Here is a 19,073-nt window from a genome sequence, read left to right on the forward strand (position 1 = left end):
ACTCGCCCAACTTCATCTCCTACAGCAGCGGCAAGTTCGCGCCCAACTTCATCTCCTACAGCAGCGGCAAGTTCGCGTCCAACCTCATCTCCTACAGTCGCCACCGCGCCTCTACCCGCAGCCGTACCACCCTCTCCTACAGCCGCAGCAGTGGCACCTAACCCAGCGCTGACGCCGACATCAAGACCGCAGCAAAGTACACAGGCGTCCGCATCTGTACCAGTCATCAAACATAGTTTAATGGGAGTGCTGGTGTTAGGCGACAAATCCGCCGCCATCTTTGAAGTCAATGGTGCTTCGCGCCGAATTCACGTAGGCGAAAGCATCGCTTCTAGTGGTTGGATTTTAGTGGAAGTTCGCAACGATGAAGCGATCGTCCGCCGGAATGGTGAAGTTCGTTCCATTTATGTCGGACAGCAATTCTGAAGGAAATTAAGATTAAGTTAACATAACCTATCTAGTGAGTTTTAGCAGTGGGCGTATTTGAAGATCTCAGCCGATTTTTAGAGAGTCGCTTGGAAGAATTCCTGCGGAACAATCCTCATCTGGAGTTGCAAGCGCTAGAGGAACAGCTGCGGGAACAAGAGGAAGACTCCCGGCGGCTGATTGTTGACCTCCAGTTGCAAGAAAAAAAGTCGGAAGATGAGATTCTTGCCACTGCACAAGAAATCCAACGCTGGCACGTCCGCATTGACAAGGCGAAGGCAGCGAACAGACTGGATTTAGTGCAACCCGCACAAGAGAGAGAAGCCGCCTTACTGCGCCAAGGCAATCAGCTTTGGGGACATATGCAAGGACTCAAAGAGCGGATTAGACAGGCTCAAGAATTACTGCGTCGGATTCAGCAACGACGGCAGGAAGTACGCGCCAAAGCCGCTCAAGCTCAGGCAAATCGTACCAGCCCTAAAACCGATCAAAAATCGCAAACTGCCGGTTGGAACCAGGGTCGCACTCCCACATCCTTCAGCGGCGCGGACCCCTTGGATGAACAATTTAAGAGTTGGGAAGCAAACGATGAGCTAGAACGAATGAAGCGAAATATGGGGCGTTAGGGCGATATGCTTTATGGTTTGGGAGGACGACGGGATTTAATCAATCTTTTGGCAATCCATTTGGCGAAGATGCCGAGAAGTATGCTGAAGAGAAAGGTGAAAAGAAAGTTGATTCCTGCTTCGGCTGCTGGGAGGGGGTCGGTGGATTCGTTTTTGGTGATGTTGGGAACGAAGGGAGAAATGGAAGTGGCGGCTATGGCGGCTACTCCTATGCCGATTCCCCATTGTTCTACTGTTTCTTGAAAGGCCCGATCGCTCTCTACTTGCTCTATCTCTACTATTCCTCTAATATTATTAGTAATATTTTCTAATACTCCTAAGCCTGGGCTAAAGCTACTATAGTCTTTTTCGATTTGCTTTTGGTATTTTTGGCTAACTAAATTGGCAAATTCTCTGAAGGAAGTCAGATTGGTTTCGCTGTCGAATTGACTGGCTTTTTCGGTGATGTCGTCTAAGGTTTCTCGGTAGTTATGCAGGTTGACTTCTATCACCGCTTGTCGCATTCTTAAATAGTTGAGATTGTTGGCGTAGTTGGAGAGTGTTTGGTTGCATCTTTCTAAGGCGGCGCGAAGCTTGGTTAAGTTGGTTTGTTGGGGTAGGTTTTGTAACTCTTTGACGCTGGTTTGGAAGTCTTCGGCTAGTTGCTTTTTCAGTTGTCGCGTTTCTCGATATGCCCAGATTATTTTGTGACGGTAGCAAAATAGCCTCATCCAAGAATCGTAAAAGTTAAGTGCGTTTTGTTTGTAGTGTTCTTCGGTAGGATATATAATAATAACTATATGATTGGTTTCGCTGAGGTCTTGCCAATCTTGGGGCGCTTGTCCGATTTCAAATACGGTAGCATCTAAAAATTTACTACGTTTTGGCTGCTGTTGGTCTTCTTTTCCCAGAAAGGCTTTGTAGGCTAATTGGGCAATAAAATCTGGGTTATCCTTTGGGGAGTCAAGATAGCCGGAAAGTATCCAGGTTTGTCCTAAATCTGCTTTCTGAGTGGCTAATTTTTTGAGTTGTTGAAAATAATTTAAGTCGCAATCAACAGAACAATCAAATAATAAAGCGTAAGTATCGCCTAATTGAACTGGGTAATAGTAACCATCGACGGAATAACCACCGATTTGGCATACTGAATCGAAAGGATAAAATTGGTCATTATATCCGGCGGGTGGGAGTAAGGGAAGATAATCTGGTTTGTCGCCAAGTAAGGAGGGAGAAAGGATTGTTTGCAGTTTGTCTGGTAAATTGGCGAGGAATTTTTCGGGGTTGAGATGATAGAGGAATAAATCGAGGGTGGGATATAATAATTTGGTCATATCAGCAAATTTCAATCTGACAAACGTTCGATCTTATCTTGTTTATTTTTGGCTTGATTTTGAGGATTGACATCCATCAAAATGGGGGCGATGAAATTTTCTAGTAAGGTTGGCGGTGGAGAGTCGGGATTTTTCTGACTGAGATATTTGTTACGTTCTTTGTCTTCGTATTCGTCTAGCAATTTTTTGTATTCAATGTCGTAAATTTCCGCTAAAGGCGCGTGTTGTTTGACGATATCTTCTAAATCCGATATCACATCGGTTTGTTGCAGGGCTAAAGCTTGACCGACTTGGTTAATTGCTGGTATGATATCGGGTGGAAGTTGCGAGTCTAATTTGGCTAAGGCGCTGAGAAAAGCTTTGCAGATGAGAAAGTTTAATGCGTCCATATTAGTTGGAATTGGCAATAGAAAACGGTTAGATTTAAAATGCACCAGTAAGGATGAAGCCTGCCCAGTAGTATGGTTCTTCGTAGGGCCGATCGCATAAATTAATTTTAGCCGAATTCAGCAAGCGTTGCGCTTCTCGTTGCAGTAAAGATTGCAGGCGGCGATCGCGTTTTTCGGTAAACTGAGAGGCAAGTTGCAAATACCATTGGGCAAGTTCACCGTAGGTGAGTTGGCGCAACCAATTTTGAGCTTTGTTGAGAGCGATCGCAGGGATAATTTTCTCATCTATTATATAATGATAAAATTGCATCATCAGCAAAGCAGTCGAACGTTCTTCAACTCGCCACAGACTGCTGACGACGTAGTTAACTCCGGTGGCGAGAAAACCGCTGGCTAATCCCACAAATTCATCAATTAAACCTTCTTTTCCGGTGATACCAGTTTCGCAGGCGGCGAGACAAACCAGTTGCAAGTTGAGAGTATTGAAGGCAAAGATATCGGCTAAGGTGAGATTTGGTTCGCTGGCTAAAATTAAAGCTGAATTGCGGGGATAGTTGGGATCGTGGTAGGCGTGACCTGTAAAATGGAAACAGCCCTCAGCGTTTTTCAGAGATGTTCTCACAACTGATATTGTGGCATTTTGGGATGGAATGCGATCGCACTCTGGAAATAATCTCGCAATCGCAGATGATTCCACCAGTGCAAATAGCAAATCCTGCGGATTTTCGATGCTGAGTAGTTTGGTAACGGGTGAGGGAGGAACCGATAAATCAATCCCAACTTTCAAACTGGGGAGATAAGTAATCGTAAAATCTTTTTCCCGCAATAGGTAATGCACGGGTAGCAGGTGCAAGTCGCGATGGGGAATCAAAATTAAGTGAGTAATATCATCGCCTATCTTATTTAATATTCCCTCAACATCGAGTATCTTTCCCAACTCATCCAACCTATCCGCCATTTTCTCTCGCCAACTCTCTTTCTCTTCCTTCGCGTCTTTGCGGTTCGTTTGATAATCTTCTTTCCATTCTTTCAACCAATCTTCAAACTGTTGTAATTGCTGAATGGCAGTATTTTCCGGTGAGTGAATTTGGATGTCATCATGTTTGATAATAAAAGTAGTAATCGCAGCAGGACTGTAGTGCCAGTAAATAGCCGCTGTTTTGGAGTTCAACAGTTTTTGCATCTCCTGATATTTGGGACTGGGTAACTGATAATCCCAACCACTATAAAGCCACTGCAAGCAAGTATTTTTTCGTTTTTCAGCTAATTCTAGTGCTTCTATTTGCTTTTTCCGATCTGAACTTTGAACTAGAATATCTACACGCAATTGATTGAAAGCAGCAAATTTTCGGGCTAGACTAATTTTTTGCCCTTCAAATTCGCACTGTCTTACCAACTCTTCTAGCTGCTGAGTACCCTTTTCCAATTGTTCTTCCATTGTTTTGGTGTCGCCCAACTGAGAACAAACTTTAAGGAAATCTCGCAATATTTCTAGATGCCGCTGAGGAAATTTTTCAAAATTTAATAATTTGAGCGCTTCTGTATAACTTTCCTTTGCTTCAAACCAGTAGGGAAAGGGGTTAGGCTGTTTTTTTCCGTAGTTGTACTGTTTAGTACCTTTTTCATAATATAACTCACCACAACGTTCTAGGTAATCGGGCATCTGCTGCTGGTGAGCCTTTATGCCATCATCCAAATTCTTGATTTCTGCTTCATCACCTTGCCAAGTCGATATTACCAAACCACGCAGCAGCCAAGACGTCGAGTGCAAGATCGCCAAATGATCAAGTAGCTTAGATATTCCGTTACGACGAGTCTCCTGATAATCCTTTACGATCAAACGTATCTCTTCATCATAGCTAGAGATCGCTTCTTCATATCGATTTAAATCAGTAAGCAGACTAGCCCTATTTGCCCATAAAATATAATCTGCTTTAAGTTCAATTTCAAGAGCTTTTTCGTAACTAGCATTAGCTTCTTCATAACGCTCCAAATTTTTCAACACATCGCCCCTGCTTTTCCAGGCATTGAAATCTTTAGAATTACGTTCTATGAGTTTGTCATAACTACATAATGCTTCTTCGTAAAATCCTAAATCATTCAATAAATTACCCCTATTTTGCCATGCTTCTGAGTATTCACTATTATATTTATAGGTTATTTCTATGACTTTATCATAATTATTAATAGCTTCTTCATACAGACCTAATTCCCTCAATAATTCTGCACGCTCAAGCCAGGAATTAGAGCTATTGGGATTGATTTCTATTAATTTATCATAATTAATAATTGCTTCTTCATAACGTCCTGCTTTTTTTAAGGCATTGCATCGCGCCAGAAAAACTTGCTGCATATCGTCAGTTTTATCGTTAAGGTGTAATTCTATTAATTCTATAGCTTTGTCATAATTAGCAATAGCTTCTTGATAAAATCCTAAACGTTCCAAAGCATCCCCCCGCTCTTTCCAACATTGATGGTCGTTGGGTTTAAGTTCTATAGCTTTGTCATAATTAGCAATAGCTTCTTGATAAAATCCTAAACATTCCAAAGCATCCCCCCGCTCTTTCCAACATTGATGGTCATTAGGTTTAAGTTCTATAGCTTTGTCAAAACTAGAAACCGCTTCTTCATATCGTCCCTGCAAAAACAGCGAACTTCCCCGCTCAAACCAAGCTTGATAGGAGTCAGGTTTAATCTCAAGAGCTTTATCGTAGCTTACATCAGCCAGCGCCCTACCTATGGACATCCACACAATCCCGTTAGGATCGATCTCAAGGGCTTTATCATAACTAACTATAGCCTCTTCATAGCGTTCTAACTTTACCAGCATATTGCCACGCGCATACCATACCCATACATCGTCGGATTTAATCTCGATCGCTTTGTCATAGCTATCGATAGCCTCTTCATATCGCCCTAATTGTGCTAGCTCCGTACCCCGATCCCTCAATGCTTTGTGGGAATCAGATTTAATTTCAATCAATTTTTCATCGCTGGAAATCGTCGTTTGAATATTATCAGCTTTATATTCGTCACCGCCTCGGTTATACGATTCTTCAGCTTCCCGATCTACTTTAATATGATCGGAAACCAAATTTGTTGCATCAGCAATTTGCTTATCAACAGTTGGGATAACAGATGTGGCGACAATGCTTGTTTGAGTTTCTGAATTCCCCAATAATTCCCTGCCAATTTCTCCCGCCACATCACCCAATTCCCCACCAGCAACCTTACCCAATTGCACCATCCGCCGCCCTAATTCCCGATGAGTTTCCGGTGATTCTAACAACTTGCTGCCAAAGCGACGCAACCACGCCGCCAACTCATCTTCATCAATAAGTTTGGTAAACAAAAAATCTTTAATATCCTGACGACTCGCGTCTTCTTCCACCCTATCCAGCAGTTGCAAAAACAACTTTTCAAATTCTGCATCGCTGAGGCGTGGATTTGGTTTACCCCCTGGAGTTCCCGCGCCAGGGGGGGAAGGTTGGGGTGGTTTTCCCAATAGCTGTTGCCACAATTTTTTCAGCCAGCGCCAGATTTTTGCGAACATCTGCTGCACCCAAGGGTTGCGAATATTTTCGATTGTAGCGATTTATGGTTGAGGTTGTTGGGGATGGGGTAAGAAACCCGGTTTTTTGGAAAAACCGGGTTTCTGGGGCGCTGGGACTACGTACCTGGAGATGGCGCTAAAGCGCAACAACGTACATGGCGCGATCGCATTCCAACTTTTGTATACTGAAAGAGCGATCGGCCCCATCCTCAATAGCCAGTTTTATAAGCAAGTAGCTACAATGACATCTCCGGCACGTTTTGAGTTTCCCATTGCTAAAGCGCAGTATCTCCTCAACCGTGCTGCTGAACCCGGAGAAGGTGGAGATAAACGAAAGTTTTGGCGTGAGGTAATGGGATTTGACTCGCTAGAGGCAATTCGAGAGGCTATCCTGGCAGCAGTTACGATAGATATGCTACAACCTCAGAGTCAAAATGCTCAAGGTGAGCTTTATCGCGCTTATATCCAGCTTACCGGGCCTTCCGGTTTATCGCGGCGGATACGCACGGTTTGGATAGTTCTCTTTAATGAAGATGTAGCAAGATTTGTGACAGCAGTACCAGATAGATTAGGTGGTTTGCAATGATGATATTTCAGCTATTTGATGGTGTAAAGTTAACCGAAGAAATTCCTTTAACTGATGGAGGAATAGCACCAATAGGAACGGTTGGAGCAATTGTCGAAGTTTTGAATAATGGCGAAGTTTATATTGTCGAATTATTTGGAGGTTGGGTTAAATACGACGATGCGGAAAATTTTGTGCCCGCAACACAGGATGACGAAGGAGCGTTTATGGAAAGTATTGGCGTGGAAACTGTTTATCCAAACCAGCTAATATTGACAGTGCCCGCCCGTGAAACAATGGGAATTCGGGCGCATTTAGCGGCTGTTTTGGATGAATTACCTGATGAATTACTAGCGGAAGTTAGAGATTTTGCGGAGTTTTTACAGCAGAAGCAGCAAAAAAGTGTAAATCAGTTGGTATAGTATAAATTATCATTACTTTCATTCATCCTTGCCAATCCAATTAGTCATTATATAGCGGTCATGCTCGATGAAACCCGCTTTTTGATAAACACTTTTAGCTTTGCTATTTTCATAAGCTACTACCAAATGCAAAGCTTTAATTCCTAAAGATTGGCAAAACGTTTCTACAAATTTTAGCGTTTTTGTGCCTATTCCTTGTGCGCGATATCCCGATCGAATATAAAGTTCATCTACTAAGGCATCTCGTCCGTGAAATTCTATACTGTAGCCAAAAGTGAGAACAACATAGCCTACTGCTTCACCATCTGCACAAATTAACCATACCATCGCCAGTTTATCGTTATTAAATATTTCCTCTAAACAACGGCGGATAATCTGATGGTTAAATTGCAAATGCTCTATTTCATAAAACTCCTGCATAAATGTCAAGAGTAAATCAATATCGTTGTTGGTTGCGGTTCTAAAAGTTATTTCCATCTCTACTAGAAGTGAATGTTATAGGACTTACGCTTTTCGCCCCCCTAGCCCCCCAAATCTGGGGGGAACAGGATTCTTCTCCCCCCAAATCTGGGGGGCTAGGGGGGCAAAGTCCTATGTTAATGACTTTGTTGAGTGCGTTGTACAGTGTCTGTGAAAAGGAACAGCCGATCGCCAGCTTGCTTCGCTGCATTCGGGGTCATACCTAAACAAGATTTTTGTAACATAAGGAACTTACTGCATAACCGTACAGTGTGAGCCCGTACTGATTGGCAAAGCCGTAGGCATAAACCATTGCCGTGTTGTAAACATTTAGCGTATCTTATAACAAAGTAGGATACGGGTGCTTGGTAGCGGTATATTTATCGTTTTTGTCCGATCGCATAAATTACCGCTCTTCTAGCTGAATAGATTATGAGCAGATATCGACGATCTGCCAGTCACTCATACTTAAAGGACAACGATCTATGCAAAAGACCGTTAAATCGACTGTAGCAGCAGCTTTGATACCCTTGGCTGTGCTAAGTGCGATCGCCAATTTCCCTCCAGCAGCGACAGCAACACCAATCGTTGAGGTAGCCGCCACCAAACAGCTAAGACGCGACTCACGACGCATTTCTGAAGACTATTACATAAACAACTATGAGAGAGCCATTAGTAGGGGGATTATCCGTAGACCGGGTGGAGTTAGAGATGCATACCAGGCTCTTGATTTAGCAGAACAAGCCCTCAGAAGGGGCGATCGCAATGAAGCTGCACGTCGTATCGCTCAAGCCTTAGTCATATTTGAGGACATGAATGGGACAGGAGAAGCTGTAAGTATAGAGCGCCGCTTAGACGCCGATCAGGTAGAAAATACGGGTCAAAGGCTCAGGGATAGGTTACCCTTACTGGCAAGAATTTTTCCAAGCCAGCAGTTTTCTGGGAACTCTTACGAAGACAACTCTTACGAAGATAACTCTTACGAAGACAACTATGAGCGAGCTATTGCTGAGCGCACGATCCGCAGACCCTCCAGAGTTAACGATCCAGATGAGGCAATTCATTTGGCCTTGAAAGCTTTGGAGAGAGGGAGAGATAATGAAGCAGCAGTTCGTTTTGCACAAGCTTTGGTCACGATCGAAAAAATGGATGGAACTAGAGCAGCTTTAAACTTTGAGCGGAGATTTAATAAGGACATGGAGGAAGAATTGGGCCTAACGCTCAGGGATCTGTCTTTGTTTAGAAGGATTTTTCCCAACCGCTAAACCCTCTAAGGATAATAGCCGATGAAAAAGAAACTTGAATTACTTGCGACAGGAACTTTGCTTCCACTGACTATTGCGATCGCTGGAGTTAGCCTAACAGAAGTTGCGGAGGCGGCACCAACTGTGAATGCCGCTACCAATCGGCCTAGAAGCTGCACTGCCAGTACTTGCACAGCTTACAGAGCCAACTATGAGAGGGCGATCGCTACTCGTATTATTAGCAGACCTTCTTTGGTCGCCGATGAAAATCTGGCTATAGCATTAGCCGATCGCGCGATGGCAAAAGGCGATCGCAACGAAGCCGCACGCCGTCTCGCACAAGCCTTAGTCATCGTTTCCGAATCGAAAAAACCCGGACAGGGAATTGCAGGAGCCCTAGCCATAGAGCGTTCCTTAGATGCAGACATGAAAAAGAAACGGGGTCAGTCGTTAAGAGTGTTTCTACCTTTGTTCGATCGCATTTTTCCCCAAAACAAAGACCCTTATAGTTGACCTAACATTTTACACTGTTAAGCTGTCGCGCATCTAAGTTGTATAAATGGAGCGGGCATCTTGCCCGCTCCACAAGAGTTTCACAAATTGCGATCCTACAAACTCTCCGGTGCCACAGCTTAGTATTTCTCACAATCCCAAATCTACAGCAACGCGATGGGCGCAGGCAAACCCCGAAAACGCCACCGCATTTAAACCCTGACCCGGAAAAGTACTATCCCCCACACAATACAAACCGGGAATAGATGTGCGGTTAAACGGCATCCCCAACAAACCTGGCAACTTGCGACGAGGAATTGGCCCATAGCTGCCGTCATCGCGACCCAAAAAACGTCGATGCGTCCGAGGCGTCCCCACCTCTATATAATCCAATCCCGCATCTAAACCGGGAAAAATTTTCTCCAACCGCTCAATGATACGTCCAGCTGCCTTTTCCTTTTTTTCCTCGTAATCCTTTGCAGACATTCCTTGCCAATCATCAATCCAACTTGGGGTGAAGACGTGCATGATGTGATAACCTTTTGGTGCCAAATCTGGGTCAAGCAGCGTCGGAATCGAGACAAAGATAGTGGCTTCTGGTACTTCCATCTTGTCCCAGTCTTCCAGCACAATGTGGTGACACTCGGTTCCCAAAGGCAATACATCTGCTTCGACGCCTAAATGCAAGCTGAAAAAACTAGGCGATTTTTGATATCGTTGCTGCCATTTTTTTTCATCATCGGGCATTTCTTCAGATGGAAGTAATTTTTCAAAGGTATCCCACCGAGTTGCATTGGAAACAATGCGCTTAGCCCGATAGACTTCGCCTGTGGCAAGCTGTACGCCCACAGCTCGTCCATTTTCGCTCAAAATATTGGTTACTTTGGCTTTGTACTGAATTTGACCGCCAGCTTTTTCCAGCCCTTCCACTAGCTTTTGGGCGATTTGACCGACACCGCCTTTCGGGTAGTTTATTCCGCCGTAATGTCGATCGGAAAAAACCATCCCAGCATTAATCATCGGTGTCATATCTGCTGGCACAACCGACCAGCAGTAACACTCGATATCAATAAATTTCAGCAGAATAGGATCTTTGATATATCGGCGGGCTATGTCCCCGGCATTGAGGGGCAAGTATTTTACCAAACCCAAACAAGCTAACGGATGCTGGAAAAACACTCTCGTCAGATACCGGAGTTCTTCCAAGGAAAGCAAATCCATCGCGTTCAGGCAGTTGAACACTTTCCAGCACTCGTCATAAAATCGGCGGATTCCTTCTCGTTCTTGTGGAAAATATGCTGTTAGTTCTTGCAAAAATTTCTCATAATCGCGATGAACTTTTAAATCTAAGCCGCCTGGGAGGTGGTAGTGAATCTGCACTGCGTCGGGAATGGTTTCTAAGCTGACATTCACTGCTGCGAGGGCGCGGGTGAGGAGATTGGTGGTGCCTTGAGTGCCAAACCCAAATATCATCGACGCCCCTACATCGAACCGATAGCCCTCGCGCTCGAAGTACCCAGCACTTCCTCCAGGTATAACGTAGCTCTCCAGCACCAGCACAGATGCCCCCTTCGCGGCTAACTGGGTGGCGGTCACCAACCCTCCAATACCCGATCCGATGATAATAACGTCAAAATGGGGCGCGGTTGAACTGGCCTGAGAGAAGGATAACTGATTCTTCATGGAAACAGAAGGCATGGGGTCAGTAATTTAGAGTAATTTCCTGGTTTTACAGTTTACCGCTTCCCATTGTTTCTGGCTGCTAGCTCAATACCTGTTACCTAAAAAAAAGTACGGACTCTATCTGCTGCTGCTGACCGAGCCCGTCTGCCGTTCCTCAAAGAGGAGAACACGAGAGAGGAGAACACTAAAAGCTAATATAGCCTTATTGAAAAATGATGTCAATACTTTTAAGAAAAATTCTCAACAAGCTTTTTGCCCTCTCTGTAACAAACCAGAAGGCAGTATGATGAATCAGGGCTTTTGAACCAGCATCCAAACAGCAATCTAAAATCTAAAATCTAAAATCGGTATGACTCTCCAGTTGCGCGTCTATGTTCCGCCCCATCCTTTAATTCAGCACTGGCTGGGCATTGCCCGCGACGCTCAGACACCATCAGTGCTGTTCAAGACTGCTATGACTGAGCTGGGACGCTGGCTGACTTATGAAGCGGTGCGAGAGTGGTTGCCTACTGTAGAGACAACGGTGCAGACGCCTTTGGCTGAGTGTCCGGCTACCTTCGTCGATCCAGAAGCGCCACTGGTGGTAGTCCCGATTTTGCGGGCGGGACTGGCGCTGCTGGAAGGGGCGCAGACTGTACTGCCTTTGGCGTCTACTTATCATCTTGGCTTGGTGCGGGATGAAAAGACGCTAGAACCCAGTTGCTATTTGAATAAATTGCCAAAACAGTTTAAAGTGCAGACGCGGGTGTTGATCGCAGATCCGATGCTGGCGACTGGTGGATCGATTATGGCTGCTATGGCAGAATTGACTTCTCGCGGTATTGAGCCTGAGTTGGTGCGGATTATTTCGGTAGTGGCGGCTCCCCCAGCGTTGCAAAGATTGAGCGTTACCTATCCGGGATTGAACGTCTACACGGCCACGATAGATGAAGGCTTAAACAGTGTCGGTTACATTGTGCCTGGGTTAGGGGATGCAGGCGATCGCGCTTTTGGCACTTAAACTAGGGGCTAGGGGCTAGAGATAAATTCTTTATTCTCTGGTGCAGGTGCGTTTGTTCCTATTCTCCATCCTTTGTTATAGGCAGTTGGGACCCCCAGCAGGTAAGCTGAAGACAGTCCTACCAAAGAATTAATCGAAAATCGAAAATCGAAAATTGATATGAGTCAGCGTGACGGTTTTGCAGCAGGATTTTTGGCTGGGTCGTTGGTTGGTGGCCTAGTCGGCGGGGTGCTGGGGGCACTGCTAGCTTCTCGCATTAATAACGAAACCTCCGAGGTAGAAGCACCTCTTGTCAATACCGATGCCTTAGAACCAAAAGTTGATAAAAGCAAGAAGCGTCAACTGGAAACCGCGTCTGAGCAAAGAATTGAAATTGCTCGCCGGAGTCTGGAGGATAAAATTGCCCAATTGAACCAAACAATTGATGAAGTGCGCCAGCAGCTTGGTAATGTGAATGGGAATGCTTCTACTCTTAGCAGCGATCGGTCTCTCACCAAAGACGCCTAAAACTTGCCAGTCCTGCGGTGACAACTGGATGCTTGCGCCCCTAGCATTGGGGATGCGATCCGAAATGCGCTGATATCAGTTAAATTAAAGTCAAGTCCAAATTGCCCTTGAAATTACGCAAAAAGCTTCAAAACTCATGGATTCCTCAGTCGCGCTACTTATCGAGACTCTTACTAGGTTTGTAAATATCTATGTTGTTCTGCTGATTATTAGGATTCTGTTGAGCTGGTTTCCTAATATCAACTGGTACGATCCACCTTTTTCTATCCTGAGTCAGCTGACCGATCCTTACCTCAATATCTTCCGCTCTTTCATACCTCCTCTGGGCGGCATTGACTTTTCCGCTATTTTGGCTATATTTCTACTCCAGTTTATCGGGCAGCTTCTCACTAGCCTAAAAGCATCAGCGATGTATATGTATTAGGCCCGATCGGGGCAAAGCGACGCTCATCGTAAGCGCCGCTTTTTGCGTAGATGCGATCGCAAATTTGTAGTAAAAACTTCAGCCCTCACTCTCTAAGGACTAAAGTTTCTACTACAAACTTTGTTTTTTGTCAACGACGAACTAGGCCAGTAAAACCGGCAGCTTTGAACTGTTTTAGCTTCAGAGGCGTTGGCTGATTAACGGATACAGTAATTCTGAGTTCAAAATCGCTGACTCCAGGTGGCACCTCATCAATAGCACCCAGACGAGTACGGTTTTGCATCACAGAATTGTCATTAGCATCGTAGATGCGACCGAAAATATCGGCGTTGTAGACATATTTGCCAGAACTATTGTTGGCTTTGCCGACGATCAGAAAGCAATTGGCAGCTTTTGCAGTACCGCTAGCAACAGATCCTTGTCCTAGTTCCGCCGGACACTCTTTATAGGAAAGGTCGGATAGTTGAATTTGCGTCAATGCCCAAGCGGGTGGAGTCAGCACCCAACTGAGAATGCCGATAAGACAGGAGATCAGGAAGACTTTGAAGGCTCGAAACCGCATAAATTAGACCAAAAATTAATTATTAACAGGCACTTTAAACCTCAGCTTACCTCGATCTTAGGCTCTAGCATTGAAGTCTCGAATAGCTTATGGGAGTGGGTGCAAGAAAATGGCCCTTTTTCCCAGAAATGGTTTCCTTGCAAGGTTATTCAGGTAGACGAAAAGCGGAAAAGCGATCGCGACTTTACCACTAATAATGTGTCAAATTGCTGTAAAATGGTTGAGATAGCCCCAAATCAGGTACGCCATAGCTGGTATAAGCTCTTACTTCCGGCGGCTGAAGTCCTAAAATAATTGACTTTGGAGAAATTCCTGCGGCTACTAACTCCTCGGCAATCAGGAGATCGGTATTATTTTCTTGAATCCATACCTGAGAGTCAATAATATCAATGTGCATGATGCAATGGTGAACTCGTCGTCCCCCCAACCACCCTATAGAAAGTAGTATGTAGCGATCGTTCTCTAAATCGAAAATTCTTTGAGTTTTTACCTCATTGTCAGAGTTGAAAAAACTTGCATATTTATTCAGCAGCACCTTAACAAGCTGGCGGTAATCTTCTAGGATATCCATTTGATAATCTCCTCCGCTTGCGGATTAAAAATCAGTAGTTTAAGACGCTTATTCTCCAACAAAATATCGCCAAACTTATCTCCTTCAAATAGGTTCTCAAAAGGACTGATAGGAATTGCTAGATATAGTTCTCTTTCAGGTTCGTTTCGTTGTAAAATATCGTTATAGAGAATGTATTGACCCAAAGCCTGCTCTAAATCTGCAATTCTAGACTCCCTGAGAAAACTTTTAACTTCAACTGCTATCTTCCGCTCCTGTTGCTCAGCAGCAATTAACTGTTCGGCACCAATATTTACAGATAAATTTCGCTTAGCCCATTTTAATGGGAATGGGTCGTGAGTAATTGTCCAGCCAGCTTTCACAAGTGCCTGTTTCACCGTTTGATGATAAAAGTCTTTTGCTGACACTTTTACTCCTTTTTTACCGCCCCATCTTTAATTTTATCAAAGATTTAATCCGATAAACCTAAATGCTGTCGCAAAGATTGACGCATGACATCAATTGGTACAGGCTGTTGCAACCAAATTTGTAATGCAGCTGCACCCTGTTGTACCAGCATTTCTAAACCATCGATCGCGTCCGCACCCTGCTGTTTAGCTAATTTTAGAAATAAAGTTGGGTTAGGCGTGTAGATTAGGTCGTATGCGATCGCACCCTTTGGCAATTTCGCCATCTCATCCGCACTCAAGGGAGACTCATCAACGCGAGGATACATCCCCACAGGCGTCGTATTTACCAATAAATCTGCTTGCGATATCAAATTTGGTAATTCTTGCCAATTATGGACGCTAAGCCTCACAGGTAAATGCAAATTCAGCCAGCTATCCAAGAAATCGTTTAACCTCTGCGGACTGCGACCGACAACTTTTATCTCCCGGACGCCCAACTCGGCACAACCTGCCACCACCGCCCTTGCAGCCCCACCACAGCCTAATATTACCGCGACAGTCTGACTCCAATCCTTACACCCCCTCTCATCTGGGAGGAGAGGGGGTTGGGGGGTGAGGTTAATACTCCCCCTCTCCTCTGGGAGGAGAGGGGGTTGGGGGGTGAGGTTGATAAGTGGGGCCAAAAACCCTTCCACATCGGTATTCGTACCACTCCAACCGTTTTCGGTACGCCAAACGGTATTTACCGCCCCCACTGCTTTTGCTTGAGGCGATATTTCTGATAGCAGGGGTATAATCGCCTGTTTGTGGGGAATAGTGACATTAAAGCCCACAAGAGCGATCGCACCAAAACCTGCGATCGCTCTCTCCAAATCTTCCGGCTTAACTGGTAAAGGGAGATAGACGTAATCCAATCCCAGAGTCGCAATAGCTGCATTGTGCATGACTGGGGAGAGGGAATGCTCGATCGGGTGACCGATAACACCCAGCAATTTAGTCTTACCCGTAATCAATACTTCTACCATTGAATTAATAAGCGATCGCGTAGCAAGAGTTAGGATAGCAGAGGTTGGGGCAATAATTTTATGAGTGTCATCACTTGTAGCCAAGGGCATCAAAATCCTACTGGATATCAGTTTTGTTCTTTCTGCGGTGTATCTCTGCAAGGCGGAAACACCAGCACGGGTGGCGTCGCCACATCTGAAACTGGATTGCACTCTGGGACAAAGTTGCGCGATCGCTACATAATTGAGTATCAACTAGGTCAGGGAGGATTTGGCCGAACTTATCTAGTACAAGATACTGGTCGCTTCAACGAATCAGTCGTTATCAAAGAACTAACCCCACTCGCCCAAGGCGCGTACAACCTCCAGAAAGCCCAGGAACTGTTTGAACGGGAAGCCGCAATGCTGCACAAACTCAAGCATCAGCAAATTCCCCGGTTCTGGGAATTTTTTCAGGAAGGGAAACAACTGTTTATAGTTCAAGACTATATTGAAGGGCAAACTTATCAATCCTTGTTGAATCGGCGACTACAGCAAGGTGAATGCTTTAACGAGGCGGAAATCGTACAACTATTGCGAAAACTTCTCCCAGTTTTAACTTATCTTCATCGTCAAGGCGTTATTCACCGCGACATTGCCCCAGACAACATTATTTGCCGCTCTCACGACAAACTTCCCGTCTTGATTGACTTAGGCGGCGTCAAGCGAATAGCAATTAATGTAGCCACCCAGCTAACAGGTACGCTAAATCAGTTCTCCTCCGACAGCAGCACCCGCTTAGGTAAAATTGGCTATGCTCCAGATGAGCAAATACGACTGGGGATTGTAGCACCTTACAGCGATTTATATGCTTTGGGCGTTACAGCTGTTGTCCTGTTGACTGGTAAACAACCTCAACAACTCATCGATCCGGAAACGATGAATTGGGTTTGGGATAAAGAAGTGCCAAACTTGAGTACTCAGCTAAAGGAGATACTTTCCCGGATGGTAGCGCCCAAACCTTACGAACGTTTTCAATCAGCTGAGGAAATCCTGCAACTTCTAGAACCAACGCACCCACCCGCTCATCGTTCCCCGCAGGGTGTTTATTCTGCGGTAAAAACTGTATTTGCTAATAATTCCGGTCAAGGTAGTATATTTGATAGCTCTGTCAGGGTGCCGGATGAGATCCAAGGCTGGAACTGGGGAGCTTTTTTGCTACCGGGTGTCTGGTGTCTGAGCAATCGGGTTTGGATTGGACTGCTTGCTTGGGCCGATCCAACTTTGGTACTATCTTTAGGTATGCCCTGGCTGACTATGGGAGTTATTCTCGGAGTCAAAGGCAATGAGTGGGCTTGGAAAAGTCGGCAGTGGCGCAGTGTTTCTGAGTTTAAAGCTCATCAAAGGACGTGCGCGATCGCAGGATGGCTGATTGTGGGAATAATAGCAGCGATCGCGATCGCAATTTTAGTGATTGTTGGGTTCCTTTTACTTTTAGGGATCTTCTCAGCTGGGATGATGGATTAGCCGTCAGTGTCTGGCAGTTCTTGCTTAGTTTAACTTGCATATTTCGATCCTTATGGAAAAAGTACCTTAAATAAATCTGAAGCGGCAGGTATTGCAGTAGGGTGCATCACCTAGCTTTTTGACCACAAATTAGTAGATGCTTCCCTTGTTAAGGTTGAGTTTTGATATGAAAAGACTGACATACATTAGTAAATTCTCTCGCCCTCTTTCTAGGCAAGAAATCCAAGCAATAGGCGCGATTTCACGGAAAAATAATCAAAAACAGAACATTACTGGCGTTCTCTTATGTACGCAAGATATATTTTTTCAAATTCTTGAAGGAGAAGAACGAAGTATTGACAAATTGTATGAAAAGATATTAGTAGATGATAGACATACTGACATTTTATGTTTACAGACAGAGCATGATATTAAAGAAAAACTCTTTCCCGATTGGTCTATGCAAACTATCAATCTAGATGAAAAGCCAGATTTAATTATCAAACCTATAAGAGCTTTGCTGCGAACCTTAAATGAGTCATATAGAATTTTGGAAAAATACACTCAGCCAACTATTGTTAACCTAATCAGTAGCGGCATTAATCCTCTTCTAGTTACGCCTCGTAAAGTAGAAAAGATTATTTTGTTTAGCGATATTGTCTCTTTCTCTACCTTGGTGGAGAAACTCCCATGCGAGGAGATCGTAGCTATTTTGAATAGGTATTTTACCATTTGCACAAATTCGATTCTAGCGAGAGGAGGAGAGGTCAATAAATTTATTGGTGATTGCGTGATGGCTTATTTTTCAGCCGAACAAGCTGATGAGGCTATCCAAGCAAGTCTAGATATATTAAGTGAGGTTGAAAAATTACGAAGTGATGCCCCAGAGGGTAGCCCTTTGCGAGTTTTATACAATGGTATTGGTCTGGCGCAAGGCGAGGTAGTTGAAGGTAATATTGGCTCTTATGCCAAAATGGACTACACAATTATAGGAGATGCTGTTAATATTGCTCAAAGATTGGAATCTTTAACAAGAAGCCTATCGCGTTCTCTAATTTTATCGGTAGCTGTGAAAAATACTACAGCAGTATCTTGGAATTTTCTAAAGCTAGGGCAATATCAGGTAAAAGGAAAACAGGAGCTAATTGAAATTTATTCTATTGATAATAAAATTACCAGTCTGCCAAGTAATAATATTGAAATGGCTGGCGATATTAGCAATTATCTAGACCAAATCAAAAAGCAGCGAACGTGCAAACCAGAACCAAATTTTAGATTTTAGATTTAGGTATGTTGTTGCGCTTGGGCGCTATCTTAAAGAGCGCCCAACCCCCCCCCCCCCCCCCCACAACATACCTAAGATGACCAGACTCACTAACTAATCAATGACTGACCTGCTTTTTTTGCTGTTGCTCGTTAGACTCTCGTTGAGCGGTAAATTTGATTGGCTGCGGCGTTGAATTTAAGGTCATTTCACCGTTTAGGGTTTCTTGATTTATATTTGCCTGAATTGAGAGATTGACCTTGTTATTACAAGAACTTAACTTATTCACTGACCCAGATAGGGTCAATTGTTGATTTTTCCATCGACCGACTAAGAAGGGTTTTTGGTGAATAATCGTTTCCGATGCTGAATTTGGCATTTCGACGTTTTTGCTGACAGCCAATAAAGACCCGTTCAGGTAAATGCCAGACTGCTGAATACTTAATACTAAGTCATCGGATTGCAGACATTCGGGTAAATTTTGGGCAGTTATGCGATAACGACCGTCAATGGGAAGAGGTGCTTTCAGGTTTTGACCGTAGTCAGTGACAACTTTAAACAAAAGCACGACTGAAGCGATCGCAGTTCCATAAAATGCTAAGGACTTGAAGTTGAAATGACTCATCTTTCTTCCCCCGTGGAGACCCCCGCTATAATCAGCGCGGACACATCGAGCCGTAGGTGAGTACCGCGCATTG

Annotated in this window: 22 protein-coding genes; 11 read left to right on the forward strand and 11 right to left on the reverse strand. The window is 44.4% G+C overall.

The features are described from left to right. Positions 1 to 227, reverse strand: a 227-nt coding sequence (locus LAY41_RS22665; RefSeq protein WP_249103164.1) for a hypothetical protein, incomplete at its 3' end; no start/stop codon positions are given. A gap of 13 nt (positions 228 to 240) precedes the next feature. On the opposite strand from LAY41_RS22665, the gene LAY41_RS22670 reads away from it, so the two are divergent. Further along, positions 241 to 426 carry a hypothetical protein gene (locus LAY41_RS22670; protein ID WP_249103167.1) on the forward strand — a complete coding sequence of 62 codons (186 nt, stop codon included), beginning with the start codon at positions 241 to 243 and terminating at the stop codon, positions 424 to 426. Between the two features lie 47 nt (positions 427 to 473). Next, positions 474 to 1,052, forward strand: coding sequence for a TIGR04376 family protein (locus LAY41_RS22675; RefSeq protein ID WP_249103170.1), 579 nt, complete (start codon positions 474 to 476; stop codon positions 1,050 to 1,052). An 11-nt stretch (positions 1,053 to 1,063) separates the two neighbouring features. Here the strand turns inward: LAY41_RS22675 and LAY41_RS22680 are convergent, their stop codons facing one another. Genes LAY41_RS22680 through LAY41_RS22690 form a run of 3 tightly spaced genes read right to left on the reverse strand, consistent with a single transcriptional unit; the run spans position 1,064 to position 6,304 of the window. Further along, positions 1,064 to 2,362, reverse strand: a complete 1,299-nt coding sequence (locus tag LAY41_RS22680) for a Rad50 family protein (RefSeq protein ID WP_249103172.1) — start codon at positions 2,360 to 2,362, stop codon at positions 1,064 to 1,066. Positions 2,363 to 2,373: 11 nt separating this feature from the next. Continuing rightward, positions 2,374 to 2,751 carry a hypothetical protein gene (locus LAY41_RS22685; protein WP_249103175.1) on the reverse strand — a complete coding sequence of 126 codons (378 nt, stop codon included), beginning with the start codon at positions 2,749 to 2,751 and terminating at the stop codon, positions 2,374 to 2,376. Between the two features lie 34 nt (positions 2,752 to 2,785). After that, complete coding sequence (locus LAY41_RS22690; RefSeq protein ID WP_249103177.1) at positions 2,786 to 6,304, reverse strand: CHAT domain-containing protein; 3,519 nt, start codon at positions 6,302 to 6,304, stop codon at positions 2,786 to 2,788. Positions 6,305 to 6,434: 130 nt separating this feature from the next. Here LAY41_RS22690 and LAY41_RS22695 point away from each other — a divergent pair, with 130 nt between their 5' ends. Both LAY41_RS22695 and LAY41_RS22700 read left to right on the forward strand, forming a co-directional pair. Beyond that, positions 6,435 to 6,890: a DUF6883 domain-containing protein gene (locus tag LAY41_RS22695; protein ID WP_249103180.1), complete on the forward strand. Its 456-nt coding sequence runs from the start codon at positions 6,435 to 6,437 to the stop codon at positions 6,888 to 6,890. Next, a complete protein-coding gene (locus LAY41_RS22700; protein WP_249103182.1) occupies positions 6,887 to 7,291 on the forward strand; it encodes a DUF2281 domain-containing protein in 405 nt (134 codons plus the stop codon). Before LAY41_RS22695 ends, LAY41_RS22700 begins: the two co-directional genes overlap by 4 nt. Before the next feature lie 18 nt (positions 7,292 to 7,309). Here the strand turns inward: LAY41_RS22700 and LAY41_RS22705 are convergent, their stop codons facing one another. After that, positions 7,310 to 7,768, reverse strand: coding sequence for a GNAT family N-acetyltransferase (locus tag LAY41_RS22705; RefSeq protein ID WP_249103183.1), 459 nt, complete (start codon positions 7,766 to 7,768; stop codon positions 7,310 to 7,312). 467 nt (positions 7,769 to 8,235) lie between these two features. Here LAY41_RS22705 and LAY41_RS22710 point away from each other — a divergent pair, with 467 nt between their 5' ends. Beyond that, entirely contained in the window at positions 8,236 to 9,015 is a 780-nt protein-coding gene (locus tag LAY41_RS22710) for a hypothetical protein (protein WP_249103185.1), read from the forward strand. A gap of 21 nt (positions 9,016 to 9,036) precedes the next feature. Then, the gene (locus LAY41_RS22715; protein WP_249103187.1) at positions 9,037 to 9,507 is read left to right on the forward strand and encodes a hypothetical protein; all 471 of its coding nucleotides are present in this window, start codon (positions 9,037 to 9,039) and stop codon (positions 9,505 to 9,507) included. 129 nt (positions 9,508 to 9,636) lie between these two features. Here the strand turns inward: LAY41_RS22715 and crtH are convergent, their stop codons facing one another. Further along, complete coding sequence (gene crtH / locus LAY41_RS22720; RefSeq protein WP_249103214.1) at positions 9,637 to 11,169, reverse strand: carotenoid isomerase; 1,533 nt, start codon at positions 11,167 to 11,169, stop codon at positions 9,637 to 9,639. Between the two features lie 349 nt (positions 11,170 to 11,518). Between crtH and upp the strand changes: the two genes are divergently transcribed. The 3 genes from upp to LAY41_RS22735 all read left to right on the forward strand — a co-directional run bounded on the left by upp (position 11,519) and on the right by LAY41_RS22735 (position 13,100). Further along, entirely contained in the window at positions 11,519 to 12,169 is a 651-nt protein-coding gene (gene upp / locus LAY41_RS22725; protein WP_249103190.1) for a uracil phosphoribosyltransferase, read from the forward strand. Positions 12,170 to 12,328: 159 nt separating this feature from the next. After that, positions 12,329 to 12,676 carry a ssl2009 family thylakoid membrane protein gene (locus tag LAY41_RS22730; RefSeq protein WP_249103191.1) on the forward strand — a complete coding sequence of 116 codons (348 nt, stop codon included), beginning with the start codon at positions 12,329 to 12,331 and terminating at the stop codon, positions 12,674 to 12,676. A 136-nt stretch (positions 12,677 to 12,812) separates the two neighbouring features. Next, positions 12,813 to 13,100, forward strand: a complete 288-nt coding sequence (locus LAY41_RS22735) for a YggT family protein (RefSeq protein ID WP_249103193.1) — start codon at positions 12,813 to 12,815, stop codon at positions 13,098 to 13,100. A 130-nt stretch (positions 13,101 to 13,230) separates the two neighbouring features. Here LAY41_RS22735 and LAY41_RS22740 read toward each other — a convergent pair whose 3' ends face one another. The 4 genes from LAY41_RS22740 to LAY41_RS22755 form a co-directional block, all read right to left on the reverse strand. Beyond that, positions 13,231 to 13,662, reverse strand: coding sequence for a hypothetical protein (locus LAY41_RS22740; RefSeq protein ID WP_249103195.1), 432 nt, complete (start codon positions 13,660 to 13,662; stop codon positions 13,231 to 13,233). Positions 13,663 to 13,852: 190 nt separating this feature from the next. Further along, a complete protein-coding gene (locus LAY41_RS22745; protein WP_249103198.1) occupies positions 13,853 to 14,233 on the reverse strand; it encodes a XisI protein in 381 nt (126 codons plus the stop codon). Beyond that, entirely contained in the window at positions 14,221 to 14,640 is a 420-nt protein-coding gene (locus LAY41_RS22750) for an element excision factor XisH family protein (RefSeq protein WP_249103200.1), read from the reverse strand. The genes LAY41_RS22745 and LAY41_RS22750 overlap by 13 nt, the downstream gene beginning before the upstream one ends. Positions 14,641 to 14,684: 44 nt before the next feature. After that, positions 14,685 to 15,635, reverse strand: a complete 951-nt coding sequence (locus LAY41_RS22755) for a shikimate dehydrogenase (RefSeq protein WP_249103216.1) — start codon at positions 15,633 to 15,635, stop codon at positions 14,685 to 14,687. Between the two features lie 72 nt (positions 15,636 to 15,707). Here LAY41_RS22755 and LAY41_RS22760 point away from each other — a divergent pair, with 72 nt between their 5' ends. Together LAY41_RS22760 and LAY41_RS22765 are read left to right on the forward strand one after the other, a co-directional pair. Continuing rightward, positions 15,708 to 17,132 (forward strand): serine/threonine-protein kinase, encoded by a 1,425-nt coding sequence (locus tag LAY41_RS22760; RefSeq protein ID WP_249103202.1) that lies wholly within the window; start codon positions 15,708 to 15,710, stop codon positions 17,130 to 17,132. 166 nt (positions 17,133 to 17,298) lie between these two features. Beyond that, on the forward strand, positions 17,299 to 18,393 hold the full coding sequence (locus LAY41_RS22765) for a BLUF domain-containing protein (protein WP_249103204.1): 1,095 nt from the start codon (positions 17,299 to 17,301) through the stop codon (positions 18,391 to 18,393). Between the two features lie 100 nt (positions 18,394 to 18,493). Here the strand turns inward: LAY41_RS22765 and LAY41_RS22770 are convergent. After that, the coding region (locus tag LAY41_RS22770) for a hypothetical protein (protein WP_249103206.1) at positions 18,494 to 19,073 on the reverse strand (580 nt) is incomplete at its 5' end.

This window comes from Argonema galeatum A003/A1 (genome assembly GCF_023333595.1).
GTDB classification, from domain to species: Bacteria; Cyanobacteriota; Cyanobacteriia; order Cyanobacteriales; family Aerosakkonemataceae; genus Argonema; species Argonema galeatum.